At 70.1% G+C, this 15133-nt stretch carries 11 protein-coding genes and 2 tRNA genes; 12 read left to right on the top strand and 1 reads right to left on the bottom strand.

From position 1 onward, the window contains the following. Window positions 1–15: 15 nt before the first annotated feature. From recF to H9I49_RS03205, 10 genes are all read left to right on the top strand, one after another. On the top strand, window positions 16–1326 hold the full coding sequence (recF, locus tag H9I49_RS03250) for a DNA replication/repair protein RecF (RefSeq protein WP_255523593.1): 1311 nt from the start codon (window positions 16–18) through the stop codon (window positions 1324–1326). Then, window positions 1319–1873: a DUF721 domain-containing protein gene (locus tag H9I49_RS03245; RefSeq protein ID WP_188028866.1), complete on the top strand. Its 555-nt coding sequence runs from the start codon at window positions 1319–1321 to the stop codon at window positions 1871–1873. Before recF ends, H9I49_RS03245 begins: the two co-directional genes overlap by 8 nt. A gap of 179 nt (window positions 1874–2052) precedes the next feature. Continuing rightward, window positions 2053–3525: a protealysin inhibitor emfourin gene (locus tag H9I49_RS03240; RefSeq protein WP_188028865.1), complete on the top strand. Its 1473-nt coding sequence runs from the start codon at window positions 2053–2055 to the stop codon at window positions 3523–3525. Between the two features lie 130 nt (window positions 3526–3655). Further along, window positions 3656–5077, top strand: coding sequence for a M36 family metallopeptidase (locus tag H9I49_RS03235; RefSeq protein ID WP_188028864.1), 1422 nt, complete (start codon window positions 3656–3658; stop codon window positions 5075–5077). A gap of 372 nt (window positions 5078–5449) precedes the next feature. Beyond that, entirely contained in the window at window positions 5450–7621 is a 2172-nt protein-coding gene (gene gyrB, locus H9I49_RS03230) for a DNA topoisomerase (ATP-hydrolyzing) subunit B (RefSeq protein WP_188028863.1), read from the top strand. A gap of 147 nt (window positions 7622–7768) precedes the next feature. Next, window positions 7769–10480: a DNA gyrase subunit A gene (gyrA, locus tag H9I49_RS03225; protein WP_188028862.1), complete on the top strand. Its 2712-nt coding sequence runs from the start codon at window positions 7769–7771 to the stop codon at window positions 10478–10480. Further along, entirely contained in the window at window positions 10477–11262 is a 786-nt protein-coding gene (locus H9I49_RS03220; protein WP_188028861.1) for a DUF3566 domain-containing protein, read from the top strand. Before gyrA ends, H9I49_RS03220 begins: the two co-directional genes overlap by 4 nt. A 177-nt stretch (window positions 11263–11439) precedes the next feature. Continuing rightward, window positions 11440–11516 (top strand) — tRNA-Ile (locus H9I49_RS03215). Window positions 11517–11544: 28 nt separating this feature from the next. Next, a complete protein-coding gene (locus tag H9I49_RS03210) occupies window positions 11545–11724 on the top strand; it encodes a DLW-39 family protein (protein WP_188028860.1) in 180 nt (59 codons plus the stop codon). 17 nt (window positions 11725–11741) lie between these two features. Then, window positions 11742–11814 (top strand) — tRNA-Ala (locus H9I49_RS03205). Window positions 11815–11883: 69 nt separating this feature from the next. Here the strand turns inward: H9I49_RS03205 and H9I49_RS03200 are convergent. Further along, a complete protein-coding gene (locus H9I49_RS03200) occupies window positions 11884–12465 on the bottom strand; it encodes a DUF6529 family protein (protein ID WP_188028859.1) in 582 nt (193 codons plus the stop codon). A 143-nt stretch (window positions 12466–12608) separates the two neighbouring features. On the opposite strand from H9I49_RS03200, the gene H9I49_RS03195 reads away from it, so the two are divergent. After that, window positions 12609–13967: a glutamine synthetase family protein gene (locus H9I49_RS03195; protein ID WP_188028858.1), complete on the top strand. Its 1359-nt coding sequence runs from the start codon at window positions 12609–12611 to the stop codon at window positions 13965–13967. Further along, window positions 13967–15133 carry an amidohydrolase family protein gene (locus tag H9I49_RS03190; protein WP_188028857.1) on the top strand — a complete coding sequence of 389 codons (1167 nt, stop codon included), beginning with the start codon at window positions 13967–13969 and terminating at the stop codon, window positions 15131–15133. Before H9I49_RS03195 ends, H9I49_RS03190 begins: the two co-directional genes overlap by 1 nt.

Here is a 15133-nt window from a genome sequence, read left to right as displayed (position 1 = left end):
AGCGCCGCACCCTCCTTGCACGTCCGACACCTGACCCTCAAGGACTTCCGCAGCTACCCGAGCGCCGAGCTCGCTCTGACGCCGGGTGTCACGACGCTCGTCGGTCTCAACGGCCAGGGCAAGACCAACCTCGTCGAGGCGGTCGGCTACCTCGCGACACTGGGGTCGCACCGGGTGGCGACGGATCTGCCGCTCGTGCGGTTCGGTGCGGCCCAGGCGATCGTCCGCGGCGCCGTCGTACGCGACGACCGCGAGACGATGGTGGAGCTCGAGATCACGCCGGGTCGGGCCAACCGGGCCCGGCTCGGACGCTCGCCGGTGGCGCGGCCCCGCGACGTGCTGGGGACGCTGCGCACTGTCCTCTTCGCGCCCGAGGACCTCGCCCTCGTCAAGGGAGACCCGTCCGAGAGACGCCGTTTCCTCGATGACCTGCTGGTGCAGCGCCAGCCGCGCTGGTCCGGAGTGCGCTCCGACTACGACAAGGTCGTCAAGCAGCGCAACGCCCTGCTGAAGTCGGCGGCGCCCGTACTGCGCAAGGGCGCCCGCCGCCAGCCCCGCCCCGGTGACCAGCCGCTCGACGAGGCGCGCGAGTCGGCCCTGCACACCCTCGACGTGTGGAACGACCACCTCGCGACCATCGGGTCGCAGCTCGTCTACGCGCGCCTCCGGCTGCTGCGCGACCTCGTGCCTGACCTGTCCGAGTGCTACGACGCGGTGAGCGCGGCTGCCTCCAACGCGCGCGCCACCTACAAGAGCTCACTCCACGAGGACCTGGCCAAGCAGATCGCCGCCGGAGAGGTGCCCGAGATCGACGAGCTGCGCCGCGGCATGCTCGAGACGCTCGAGCAGGTGCGCTCCACCGAGATCGAACGCGGCATCTCGCTCGTCGGCCCGCACCGTGACGACCTCGTGCTCTCGCTGGGCGAGCTGCCCGCGAAGGGGTATGCCAGCCACGGCGAGTCGTGGAGCTTCGCGCTGGGACTCAAGCTCGCGGCATACCGGCTGCTGCGGCGAGACCTCGGCGACGACCCCGTGCTCGTGCTCGACGACGTCTTCGCCGAGCTCGACTCCGGACGCCGGGACCGGCTCGCCGCGCTCATCGCCGACTGCGAGCAGGTGCTCATCACCGCGGCCGTGGGCGCCGACGTGCCCGATGTGCTGCGCGAGAACGGGACGACGTATGCCGTCCAGCTGGGCCAGGTGGACGTCGGCGGGTCCGCCGCGGCTGCTGGGAGGGCCCCGGACACGGACCCTGACGTGGAGTCTGACGTGGAGTCTGGCGTGGAATCGGGCGTGGAGTCTGGCGTGGAGTCGGGCGATGAGTGACGAACCGCCGGTCGAAGAAGTGCCGGAGCCGAGCGACGAGGCCACCCGCATCGCGGACGCCGCGGCCTCTGCCCTGGCTCGCGCCCGGGCGGCCGCGGCCGACAAGGGGCTGCGCCCGGGGATGAAGCCGCGCAAGCGACGTCGACCGATCGGTGACGCGGCGGTGCTGTCCGGGTCGGCACGCGACGGCCGCGACCCGTCACTGCTCGGCGACCAGCTCGACCGGCTGCTCATCGACCGAGGCTGGAAGGTCGACGTCGCGGTCGGCTCGGTCATGGGCCGGTGGGCCGAGATCGTCGGCCCGGACATCGCGGGCCACGTCGAGCCGCTGACGTTCGTCGACGGCGTGCTGACCGTGCGGGCCGACTCGACGGCCTGGGCCACGCAGATGCGTCTGCTGTCGTCGTCACTGCTCGCGCGGATCGACGAGGAGATCGGCGCGGGTGCGGTCAAGGAGCTCAAGGTCGTCGGCCCGAGCGCACCGTCGTGGAGCCGCGGTGCGCGCCGCTCCCCCGACTCGCGCGGCCCGCGCGACACCTACGGCTGACCCCGCCGGCACGTACGGAACTGGCCACTCGACGGTGGAAGGGTCCGTACGAAAGTGACCACTCGACAGGTCGTCAGGTCGAGTGGCCAGTTCCGTACGTGCGGTGCCGAGTCGAGGGGGCACCGTGCACCCAGGTGCGTCGCCGGGCGCCTGTCGGTGTTGCGTCGCAGACTGTCGTCATGACCTCGACGCAGCAGCCGACACCCTCGCCGACATCCCAGCCGACGCGGTGCACGATCGTCCCTCCCTACATGCTCGAGGCCATGGCTGCGAGCGACGAGCCGCTCCTCGTCGAGCACGCGCGTGAGGCGTTGCGCCACGACGCCGAGCTCCGGGCGTCGCGTCGTACGCCGACGGCCCGGCCGACGGGTCGACGCGCCCCACGGCGCGCCGACATCCCCGAGACGCACGGGGTCGGCCCACACCGCACGATCTCCGACGCCAAGGGCGCCACGACGACTCCCGGCACCAGGGTGCGCCGCGAGGGCGAGCCCGCGTCCGCAGACGAGGCCGTCAACGAGGCGTACGACGGACTCGGCGCGACCTGGGAGCTGTGGTCGGAGGCGTACTCCCGGGACTCGCTCGACGGCAAGGGCATGCCGCTGCTCGCGACGGTCCACTACGGCCGCAACTACGACAACGCCTTCTGGGACGGTTCCCAGATGGTGTTCGGCGACGGTGACGGCGTCATCTTCGAGCGGTTCACCAAGAGCCTCGACGTCATCGGCCACGAGCTGGCCCACGGCGTCACCGAGCACACGGCCGGTCTCCTCTACCAAGGCCAGTCGGGGGCCCTCAACGAGTCGATCTCCGACGTCTTCGGAGTCCTGGTCAAGCAGCGACGCCTCGCGCAGACCGCCGAACAGGCCGACTGGCTCGTCGGCGCCGACGTGCTCAACCCGTCGGTCCAGGGCCGCGCCCTCCGCGACATGCACAACCCCGGCACCGCCTACGACGACCCGCGCCTCGGCACCGACCCGCAGCCCGGCCACATGGACGCCTACGTCGACACCGATGACGACAACGGCGGCGTGCACATCAACTCCGGCATCCCTAACCGCGCGTTCGTCCTCGTGGCTCTCGCCGTCGGAGGCAACGCGTGGGAGGACGCCGGCGCCATCTGGTATGCCGTCGTGTCGGGTGATGGCATCAAGGCCGACTGCGACTTCGCGACCTTCGCCGACCTCACGGTGGCGGCCGCCGGCACTCTCCACGGCGAGGGGTCGGCGCAGCAGGCCGCGGTGCGCTCGGCCTGGGAGCAGGTCGGCGTGCTCGGGGCGAGCACCGAGCCGGGCACGGAGTCGGGCGAACCGGCGCCGGGCGAGCCCGCTCCGGGCGATGACCGGCCGACCGGTGAGGTGCCGGGTGTCGACGCGCGGCTGCTGCTGCGCCGCACTGGGGGCTTCGCCGGCCAGGTGCGCGAGCGGCAGATGGCCCTCGGCGAGCTGCCCGAGCGCGACGCCAGGGACTGGCGGCACCTGCTCGCGGCGCCGACACTCCAGCGGATCGCGGCGTCCCCGCAGCGCACCCGCCCCGACGCCTACACCTACTCCGTCGTCTGTGACGAGGTCGGCTGCAACGTCACGGTCGAGGAGCCACATCTGCCCGAGGCGATCCACTCCCTGTTCGAGCGCACCCTGGCCCACGACTGACGAGCGCGGTCCCGCTGCACCTGCCGAAACGAGGGGAACTCTTTACGAATCCTTGCCGTACGTCGCGCGCTCCGGGTGGTTGCCTGTGTCGTCGCCACCAGCGACACCACCACCCTCCGAAAGGTTCGACATGCGTCGTACGCCTCTCATCGCCTCTGCCGCCGTCGTCGCGGCGGTCGGCGCCCTGCTGTCCACGGCCGCCACGGGCTCGGCCGCCGCTCCCCTGCCCACCGCCGCAGGAGCTTCGGTGCCTGCCGACCTCAGCCTCGTCACGGTGCGGCAGAGCCTGCTCGGCTCGCACACGTGGTACGCCCAGACGTACCGCGGCGTGCCGGTGCTCGGCGGCTACTACGCCCTGCACGCCACGGGTGCCACAGCGTCGGTCGACGACGGCCGGCGCACCGTGACCGGCCTCGCCTCGACCACGCCCGGCCTGGCGCGGACCGCCGCGGCCAGCGCCGCGAAGGCCCACGGCAACGCCCGCGGCAGCCGCCTCGTCGTCGTCCCCGGAGCCGCGGGCACGGCCGCGACGCTGGCGTGGGAGGTCACGACCGACCGGGACAAGGTGGTCCTCGTCGACGCCCGCAGCGGCAAGGTCACGAAGGTCACGGACGAGCGTGTCCTCGCCAGCGGCACCGGCAAGGTCTTCGACCCCAACCCGGTCGTCGCCCAGCAGAACGAGTCGCTCACCGACGCCAACAACGCCGACACCGCGGTGCCCGCGGCGGCCTACAAGACGGTGACCATCGCCAACCTCGACGGCTCCGGCTACCTGCACGGTGCCTACGCCACGGTCGTCAACAGCAAGAAGGGCAAGAACGCGGCAGCCTTCTCGGCGACCAACACGTTCAGCTACACCCGCAGCGACACCCGCTTCGAGCAGGTCAACAGCTACTACGCCGTCGACCGGATCCAGACGTACATCCAGTCGCTCGGGTTCACCGACGTCAACAACGAGGCTCAGGACCTCAGCATCAACACGACGACGCAGGACAACTCCTGGTACACCCCCAGCCAGGACACCATCACGGTCGGCACGGGTGGCGTGGACGACGGCGAGGACCAGGAGGTCGTGTGGCACGAGTACGGTCACGCGATCCACGACGACCAGGTGCCCGGCTTCGGCAGCAGCTCCGACGCCGGCGCGATCGGCGAGGGCTTCGGCGACTACATGGCCGCGACGATGTCGCAGGCCAACTCCTCCGACACCGCGACGACCCCTTGGGCATGTGTCATGGACTGGGACTCGACCTCCTACACCTCCGGCACCCCGCACTGCATCCGCCGGCTCGACACGTCCAAGACCGTCGCCAACCGCACCGGTGAGGTGCACGACGACGGCGAGATCTGGAGCCACGCGCTCTGGGACCTGAACAAGGCGTTCGGTCGCGACAAGGCGACTCGGATCATCCTCGAGGCGCAGTTCGGCTACTCGCCGTCGACGACCTGGGCGGCCGCCGCGCAGAAGACGGTCGACACGGCCGCCGCGCTCTACGGCTCCGCCGACGCCACCACGACGAAGGCGGCCTTCCAGGCCCGCGGCATCCTCTGACGTTCCGAAGCCGTATGCCGGAGGCCGGGTTCCGCTGGGACCCGGCCTCCCGGCATACCCGGGCAAAAGCCTCGTGGGAGTTAGCGTGAACATCTGTGGACGAGCAGCTTCGGGCGTTCGCCGCAGGAGGAGAATGGACCGGCAGGGCCCGCTCCGACGCCTTTACGGGGCTGGCTCGTGAGAAGGCATCACAGGGCCGCTGAGGGGTCGGGGCGTGAGTCCCCCCTCGGAAGTGAGGGTCCGGGGGCCGGAAAGTGGCCCTCTGGCGCGTCTCAGGGCACGGTTTGCCTCGCCGGACCGTTAGACTGGTGAGGTTGCGGCTCGACGTCCACGTCGAGCCGCCCGCATGAGGTCTGACCACCGAGGAGAGACGTGTCCGACGCCGACGAGCCGACCACCAACGGCACCGCCCCCAGTTCCACCGGACCCGCCTCCCTCGTCGACCCACCTGCGACACCCGTCGACTCCCGCCCCAACGGGGTGGACTACGACGCGAGCGCGATCACCGTCCTCGAGGGCCTCGAGGCCGTCCGCAAACGGCCCGGCATGTACATCGGGTCGACCGGGCCGCGTGGTCTGCACCACCTCGTCTACGAGATCGTCGACAACGCGGTGGACGAGTCGTTGGCCGGCTACGCGGACACCATCGACGTGACCCTGCTCGCCGACGGCGGCGTGCGGGTCAAGGACAACGGCCGCGGCATCCCCACCGACATCCACCCGGTCGAGAAGATCAGCGCCGTCGAGCTCGTGCTGACGCAGCTCCACGCCGGCGGCAAGTTCGGTGGCGGCGGCTACAAGGTGTCCGGCGGCCTGCACGGCGTGGGCAGCTCGGTGGTCAACGCCCTGTCGACCCGGCTCAAGGCCGCCGTTCGCCAGAAGGGCCACGTCTTCCGGATGAGCTTCACCGACGGCGTGCCCGATGGTCCCCTGGACCGTCAGGAGGCCACCGACGAGACCGGCACGACGATCACCTTCTGGGCCAACCCCGGCATCTTCGAGACCGTCGACTACGACTTCGAGACGATCCGCGCGCGCATGCAGCAGATGGCCTTCCTCAACAAGGGCCTGACCATCAACCTCGTCGACGAGCGCGTCGAGCAGCCCGTAGCCGACGGGCAGGACGTCGACCTCGACGACCTCGGCGAGGACCTCGAGGTCGTGGAGGAGACCGACGACGACGGCCCCCAGGACGAGACGTCCGACGCAGGTGGCCCGGCCGAGAAGAAGAAGGTCACGGCCAAGCGGGTCAGCTACCGCTACGACGACGGCCTCGTCGACTACGTCAACCACATCAACAGCAGCAAGCGCAGCGACCCGGTGCACCCCGAGGTCATCTCCATCGAGGTCGAGGACTCGGCCCGATCGCTCAGCCTCGAGCTCGCGATGCAGTGGACCAACGCCTACAGCGAGTCGGTCCACACCTACGCCAACGCCATCAACACCCACGAGGGCGGCACCCACGAGGAGGGCTTCCGGGCGGCGATGACCAAGCTCATCAACGACTTCGCCCGCCGGCAGAACCTCCTCAAGGAGAAGGACGAGAACCTCACCGGCGACGACGTCCGCGAGGGCCTCACCGCGGTCATCTCGGTCAAGCTCGCCGAGCCGCAGTTCGAGGGCCAGACCAAGACCAAGCTCGGCAACTCCGAGGTCAAGGGCTTCGTCCAGCGCGCGATGACCGACGAGTTCGGCCACTGGCTCGAGGCGCATCCCAACGAGGGCAAGGACATCGTCCGCAAGTCGGTCCAGGCCGCGGCCGCGCGAATGGCCGCCCGCAAGGCCCGGGAGGCCACCCGCCGCAAGGGCCTGCTCGAGTCGGGCGGCCTGCCTGGCAAGCTCAAGGACTGCCAGAGCAAGGACCCGAGCATCTCCGAGGTCTTCATCGTCGAGGGTGACAGCGCCGGCGGCTCGGCCACGCAGGCCCGCAACCCGTACACCCAGGCGATCCTCCCGATCCGCGGCAAGATCCTCAACGTCGAGAAGGCGCGCATCGACAAGATCCTCGCGAACAACGAGGTCCAGGCGCTCATCTCGGCGTTCGGCACCGGCATCGGCGAGGACTTCGACATCAACAGGGCGCGCTACCACAAGATCGTGCTCATGGCCGATGCCGACGTCGACGGCATGCACATCCGCACGCTGCTGCTGACGCTGCTCTTCCGCTTCATGCGGCCGCTCATCGAAGCCGGCTACGTCTACCTGGCTCAGCCGCCGCTCTACCGACTGCGCTGGAGCAACGCGCCGCACCAGTTCGCCTACAGCGACCGCGAGCGTGACGGCCTGCAGCAGATCGGTGAGGGCAACGGCTGGCGCCTGCCCAAGGACAACCCCGTCCAGCGCTACAAGGGTCTCGGCGAGATGAACTACGCCGAGCTCGGCGAGACGACGATGGACGTCAAGACCCGCACCCTGCTCCAGGTGACGCTCGAGGATGCCGCGAAGTCCGACGAGGTCTTCGCCGTCCTCATGGGTGAGGACGTCGAGTCGCGTCGCAGCTTCATCCAGAAGAACGCGCGCGACGTGCGCTTCCTCGACATCTGAACCCACGGGGCTCACGGCCGCGAGCGGCCTGCGCCCCGTGGACTCCCGCAAGCCCGCCGGGCTGGTTCGCACGTTCCACGTGAAACGTCGCCACCCGGCATACCCCCGCTACTGCACTGAATCCGACTGAGAGACAAAGGGACTGACGTGAGCGACGACCTGCCTCCCATCGACGGGGACGACGTCAACGAGACGCCCGACGATTCGACCGCGCCTGACGAGACCGTCGACCAGGGCACGGCCCCGATCGTGCGGGGCGACGACGAGACGGACCGCGTCGAAGCCGTCGACCTCAACAACGAGATGCAGCGCAGCTACATCGAGTACGCCATGTCGGTCATCGTGTCGCGTGCGCTGCCGGATGTGCGCGACGGCCTCAAGCCCGTGCACCGCCGCATCGTCTACGCCATGTACGACGGTGGCTACCGCCCCGACCGGGGCTACAACAAGTGCGCTCGCGTCGTCGGCGACGTCATGGGTCATTACCACCCGCACGGCGACTCGGCGATCTACGACGCCCTCGTGCGCCTCGTGCAGGACTGGTCGCTGCGCTACCCGCTCGTCGACGGCCAGGGCAACTTCGGCTCCCGCGGCAACGACGGTGCGGCCGCCCCGCGGTACACCGAGTGCCGGATGGCCCCGATCGCCATGGAGATGGTGCGGGACATCGAGCAGAACACCGTCGACTTCGTGCCCAACTACGACGGTAAAACGCTTCAGCCGGCGGTGCTGCCGAGCCGCTTCCCCAACCTGCTCGTCAACGGGTCGGCGGGCATCGCGGTCGGTATGGCGACGCAGATCCCGCCCCACAACCTGCGCGAGGTCGCGGCCGGAGCCGAGTACTACCTCAAGAACCCCGAGATCGGTCGGGAGGAGCTGCTCGAGCACCTGCTGACGATCATCAAGGGCCCGGACTTCCCGACCGGCGCGCTCATCATGGGCCACCGCGGCATCGAGGATGCCTACCGCACGGGTCGCGGCTCGATCATCATGCGGGCCGTCGTCAACGTCGAGGAGGTCGGAAACCGCCAGGCACTCGTCGTCACGGAGCTGCCCTACCAGGTCAACCCCGACATGCTCGCGATGAAGATCGCCGACCTCGTCAAGGACGGCAAGATCTCGGGCATCGCCGACATCAACGACGAGACCTCGGGCCGTACCGGCCAGCGGCTCGTCATCACGCTCAAGCGTGACGCCGTCGCGAAGGTCGTCCTCAACAACCTCTACAAGCACACCCAGCTACAGACGACGTTCGGCGCCAACATGCTGGCGCTCGTCGACGAGGTGCCGCGCACGCTGCCGCTCGACGGCTTCATCCGGCACTGGGTCGACCACCAGATCGAGGTCATCGTCCGGCGCACGACCTTCCGGCTCAACAAGGCCGAGGCCGACATCCACCTGTTGCGGGGCTACCTCAAGGCCCTCGACATGCTCGACGAGGTCATCGCCCTCATCCGCGCGTCGCGCACGGTCGAGATCGCGCGCGACGGCCTCATCGAGCTGCTCGCCATCGACGAGGTGCAGGCCCAGGCGATCCTCAACATGCAGCTGCGCCGGCTCGCCGCCCTCGAGCGCGAGAAGATCCAGCAGGACCACGACGCGCTGCAGGAGATGATCGACGAGTACCGCGCGATCCTCGCCTCGCCCCAGCGCCAGCGCGACATCGTCTCGGAGGAGCTGCAGGCGATCGTCGACAAGTACGGCGACGAGCGCCGCACGACGATCGTGCCCTTCGACGGCGACATGTCGATGGAGGACCTCATCCCCGAGGAGGACGTCGTCGTGACGATCACCCGGGGCGGCTACGCCAAGCGCACCCGGGTCGACCAGTACCGCTCGCAGAAGCGTGGCGGCAAGGGCGTGCGTGGCGCGTCGCTCCGCGGAGAGGACGTCGTCGAGCACTTCTTCACGACGACCACCCACCACTGGCTGCTCTTCTTCACCAACCTCGGACGCGTCTACCGGGCCAAGGCCTACGAGCTGCCCGAGGGTTCGCGCGACAGCAAGGGCCAGCACGTGGCCAACCTGCTTGCGTTCCAGCCGGGCGAGCAGATCGCGCAGGTGCTCGCCATCCGTGACTACGAGTCGGCCGACTACCTCGTGCTCGCGACGCGGGGGGGCCTCGTGAAGAAGACCCGACTCGCCGACTACGACTCGAACCGCTCGGGCGGTCTCATCGCGGTCAACCTCCGTGAGGGAGACGAGCTCGTCGGCGCCGGACTCGCGTCCAACCGCGACGACCTGCTCCTCGTCTCGCGCAAGGGCATGTCGGTGCGCTTCACCGCCACCGACGAGGCGCTGCGACCGATGGGCCGGTCGACCTCGGGCGTCACCGGTATGAAGTTCCGCGACGGCGACGACCTGCTCGCGATGTCGGTCGTCGAGGAGGGCGAGAGCCCTGACGTGTTCGTCGTCTTCGAGAACGGTCTCGCCAAGCGGACCCCCGTCTCGGAGTACCGCCTCCAGGGTCGCGGCGGCCTCGGCATCAAGGTCGCCAAGCTCTCCGACAAGGGCGGCGACCTCGTCGGGGCCCTGACGGTGATCGACACCGACGAGGTCATGGTCGTCATGGAGAAGGGCAAGATCGTGCGCTCGCGCGTCGACGAGGTGCGCCACACCGGCCGTTCGTCGCAGGGCGTGAAGTTCGCGACCCCCGACAAGGGTGACTCGATCGTCGCCGTCGCCCGCAACGCCGAGTCAGAGATCGCCGTCGAGGAGATCGAGGCCGGTGAGAGCGTCGACCAGCCGACCGGCACGGGAGCGCCGGCTACGGTTCCCGCCGCCGATGGCGTACCGTCTGACGAGACGTCGAACGACGAGGCCGGCTCGTCCGAGGGCGACACCGGAGGTGACGAATGAGCACGAGCAGCCCCGAAGGTCCCCGCAGTGGGCCCGGCGCTACCGGCGGGTCCCGTGAATCAGGGCGCGCGTCCGGCGCGTCGACGCGGACCAGCTCCGAGTCAGCCGGCACGTCCGGCCGTAGCGACCAGTCCACCTCGAGCGGCTCCGGCTACTACGGCTCCAACGGTTCGACCTACTCCTCGAGCGGTTCCGGCCCGTCGGGTTCGGGCTCCGGTCCGTCCGCTTCGACCACGGCCGGTTCGAGCCTGACCGGTTCGGCCGGCGCGTCCGGGGCGGCGAGCGCGGACCCGGGCCACACCCTGTCGCGCGGGGCGGTCACGAACCGCACCGCCCCGACTCAGCGCGTCGGCGCCGGCCATGCCGGGGCCGCCACGGCCGCAGGCTCGCGCCCAGGGGCCCAGCGCAAGCACAAGGGACCGCGCCGTGTCCGTCTCGCTGTCGCGCGCGTCGACCCGTGGTCGGTCATGAAGATGAGCTTCCTGCTCTCCGTGGCGCTCGGCATCGCCGGCGTCATCCTCACGGCCGTGCTGTGGATGATCCTGTCGACGATGAACGTCTTCACCGACATCGAGGGCGTGCTCCAGTCGCTGCAGACGACGACGTCCGACCCCTTCTCGATCAAGGACTACGTCGGCTTCGGCCGGGTCGTGTCCCTCTCGATCGTCATCGGTGTCATCGACGTCATCCTGATGACCGCGATCGCGACCGTCATGGCCTTCCTCTACAACATCTGCTCGGCCCTCGTCGGTGGCGTGCAGCTGACCCTCACCGACGACTGATCCCGATTCCAGCCGGGCTGGGGCGGCCGCCCGTGGCGGGGCGCCCACGGGCCGGCATACGGCTGTCTGGGGCTGGTCGCGAACCGTTTTGTAGGTTGCCCGGGGCATCAGGTAACGTTTCCCCTCGCGTCCGGTCATCCGTTCCGACGGGTCGACTGAGCGCGCGAAGGTGACGATGGGCCTATAGCTCAGACGGTTAGAGCGCTTCCCTGATAAGGAAGAGGTCGGAGGTTCAAGTCCTCCTAGGCCCACCATCACCGCCACCACGGAGAGGATCGCCCCATGCTGAAGCGTCTCGCCCTCATCGGTGGCGCCGTCGCAGGCCTCCTGTTCCTTCGCAAGAAGGCGAAGCAGCAGCAGGCCGAGCAGGACCTGTGGACGCAGGCCACGGACGACGTGCAGGCACCGGTCAACCCGGCTCCCGGTCCCACGGCGACCGACGAGGCATCGACCTCGGCCTGAGGCGGCTCTCCCCATCAGGGGCCATGGCGCAATTGGTAGCGCACCTGCTTTGCAAGCAGGGGGTTAGGGGTTCGAGTCCCCTTGGCTCCACCCAGGTCAGAGGCCCTTTCCGCGTGTCGGGAAGGGCCTCCGTCACGTCGCCTGCACACGAGCTCAGCCCTAGCCACCCGAACCCGGCCAGCCCTTGGCGCCGATGTACCAGACGGCCGACGTCAGCACGGCGGCCACGAGCAGCGCGAAGAGCAGGCCGCCGGCCACGGGGAGGAACCATCCGGGTGCGCGCCTCGACCGGACCGCCACCACCTTGACCACCGCCGCACCGATGACGGCACAGCCGAGCACACCGTGCGCGACCGTCCGCAGTGGGACGGGCTCGCCGTCGGCGAAGGTCCCTGTCTCCAGGCCCAGCGCCCAGAGACAGTGGTACGCGACGACCAGGATGAGCACGAGCGCGATGGCGCCGGAGGTCCGGTGTGCGGTGCCGAGCCAGGACGGCGCCCTGAGGCCCAGCTTGCCGTAGATCCAGAGCGCTCCGATGAGCTGGAGCACGGCGAGCACTCCGATCACCACGGAGAGCACGACCTTCATGTCGATGACCGTGCGGAAACCGAGCGTCGTCGTGCCGGCGAGGGTCGGGTCGTGCACCTTTCCGAACACCCCCAGGAGCAGCGCAACCACCGCTCCGACGGCGAATGCCGTCAAGGGGATGGACATGCTCCTCGGCGCCTCGCTGCCTGCCATGGGGTCAGGATGCTCCTGCCCCGGCACCTTCCGGACCGGAACGTCGTGAACTCCCGACGAGGCGACCGGAAACGCACGACCTGACGCGCGATCACGTCGCCCCAATTGTCGCCGCGAGCTGCTCACCGGAGCAGACTGCCGTCATGAGCGACAGCGACCCCACCGAGCCGACCGAGCTCACCGAGTCACTCACCCGGCAGGGCGTACGCATCGTCGCGGGGTGGGCGACCAACGCCTCGAACCTCGTTTACGCCAAGGCCATGCCGGTCGCGCGCACCGCCGCCTTCGTCACCGCCGGCGCCGGCATGTCGCCCGTCTACAACGGGTACTCGCTCGACGCGTCGATCCAGCTCACGCCGTTCTACGACGCCGTCGGTGACCTGCGCCTGCGTCTCGTCCCCGAGGCCGTACGCGTGCTGCCTGGTGGGCTGGCCGCCGGGCCGACGTGTGCCGTCACCCAGGAGGGCGAGCCTGACCCGACCGAGCCCCGTGGCATCCTGGCACGCACCGTCGCCCGGCTGGAGGGCGCCGGCCTGAGCCCTCTTGTCGGGCACGAGCTCGAATTCGTCCTCGTCGCGCCCGACGGCTCGGCGCTGCCAGCGGGCTCGTGGACCCCGTACGGGCTCTCGGCGATCGCCGACCGGTCGAGACTGATCGGCGAGATCGTCGAGGCGGCGGCCGCGGCGGGGCTCGGCGTCGAGCAGGTCCACGCGGAGTACGGCGCCCACCAGCTCGAGCTTTCCCTCGCCCCGCAGTCCCCGGTCGAGGCTGCCGACTCCGTCATCCTGCTCAAGACCGTCATCGGCATCGTCACCCGTGCGCACGGCCTGGCCGCGTCGTTCTCGCCCGTGCCCTTCGCGGGTCTCGTCGGCAACGGCGCGCACCAGCACGTGTCCCTCGCGTCCGCCGGTGCCAACCTCTTCGGTGACGAGGCGGCATCGGGGTCCGACAGCCTGACCGTCCGGGGCGGGCACGCGATCGCCGGCATCCTGGACGGGCTCATGGGCGCCCAGGCGGTGCTCACCGGGTCGGTCCTGTCCGGTCTGCGTCTCCAACCCGGGATGTGGTCGGGCGCGACGGTCTGCTGGGGCACCGAGAACCGCGAGGCGGCCGTGCGCTACCTCGCCCCCGGTCCGGCCAACCCGCACGGCGCCAACGTCGAGGTGAAGCTCGTCGACCCGTCGGCCAACCCCTACCTCGCGTCGGCCGTCATCCTCGGTCTCGCCCTCGACGGCATCGAGCGCACCCTCCTGCTCCCGCCGGAGACGACCTTCGACGTCGGCCAGCTCGACTCCGAGGATCGTGCGGCGACGGGCCTGCACCTCGTTCACACGGACCACGTGGCGATCCTCGACGCGTTCACCGGCTCGGTCGCCGAGCGTGTGCTCGGCGAGCAGGCGGCTGCGGCGCTCCTCGCCGTCCGCCGCCGCGAGGGCGAGGTCTTCGGCGACCTGGACCCGAGCGACGTGGCGGACCGGCTCCGGCTCGCGTGGACCATCTGATGGCCGACCGCTGGACCGGCGCCGCTGCCGACCTGGTCCGAGAGCTCGACGAGACCCGGCTCGTCGACCACCACGTGCACGGCGCCCTGAGAGACGCTCCGAGCCGAACGGCATACGGCGACTCGCTCAACGAGGTAGACACCGATCCCCTTCCGCCGCAGACGAACCCGTTCGACAGCCAGATCGGCGTCGCCATCCGTGCTTGGTGCGCGCCCGTGCTCGGACTCGAACGGCATGCCTCCGCCGACGACTACTGGACGGTCCGCGCGGCGTTGAGCGAGGACGAGGTCAACCGTCGCTTCCTGACCGCCGCAGGAGTCAGTCACTGGCTCGTCGACACGGGGTTCCGCACCGACGACCTGCTCTCCCCTGCGGCCCTGGCCGAGGCCGGCGGCGGGCACGCCGTCGAGATCGTGCGTCTCGAGTCGCTGGCGGAACAGGTCGTCGCCGACGGCGTCACCCCGAGCACGTATGCCGCTCGGTTCCGTGAGCTGCTCGAGCGCCGTTCGCTCGGGGCCGTCGCCGCCAAGTCCGTCCTCGCGTACCGCGCCGGCTTCGACGTCGACCTGGGCCGGCCCGGAGATCGCGAGGTCGAGCACCACGTCGACGCCTGGCTCCACCGGGGTGACCCGGCAAGGCTTGCGGACCCACGCCTCATCGCCTTCGGTCTGCACGAGGCCGCCGACCTCGGACTGCCCATCCAGCTGCACGTGGGGCTCGGCGACCGCGACATGCACCTGCGCCGCTCCGACCCGCTCCTGCTGACCGACCTGCTGCGGGACCCGAGCATCGCGCGCGTGCCGGTCCTGCTTCTGCACTGCTACCCGTTCGAGCGCGAGGCCGGCTACCTCGCCCAGGGCTTCCGCAACGTGTTCCTCGACGTCGGGCTCGCCGTCAACCACCTCGGCGCCCGGTCGGCCGCCCTCGTGGCCCGCAGCCTCGAGCTCGCACCGTTCGACAAGGTGCTCTACAGCTCGGACGCGTGTGGCCCGTCGGAGCTGCACTTCCTCGGCGCCCGGCTCTGGCGCAACGCGATGGCGACGGTGCTGGGCCGGTTCGTCGACGACGACGAGTGGTCCCTCGACGACGCCCGCCGTGTCATCGGGATGACCGCGCGCGACAACGCCTTCCGCGCCTACGACCGACTCGCCGAGCAGCCCGGCTGA

Origin of the sequence: Terrabacter sp. MAHUQ-38, assembly GCF_014518425.1 — a bacterium.
GTDB lineage: Bacteria > Actinomycetota > Actinomycetes > Actinomycetales > Dermatophilaceae > Terrabacter.
Note: the sequence above shows the minus strand (reverse complement) of the source record. Positions and strands in the feature narration are given on the sequence as shown.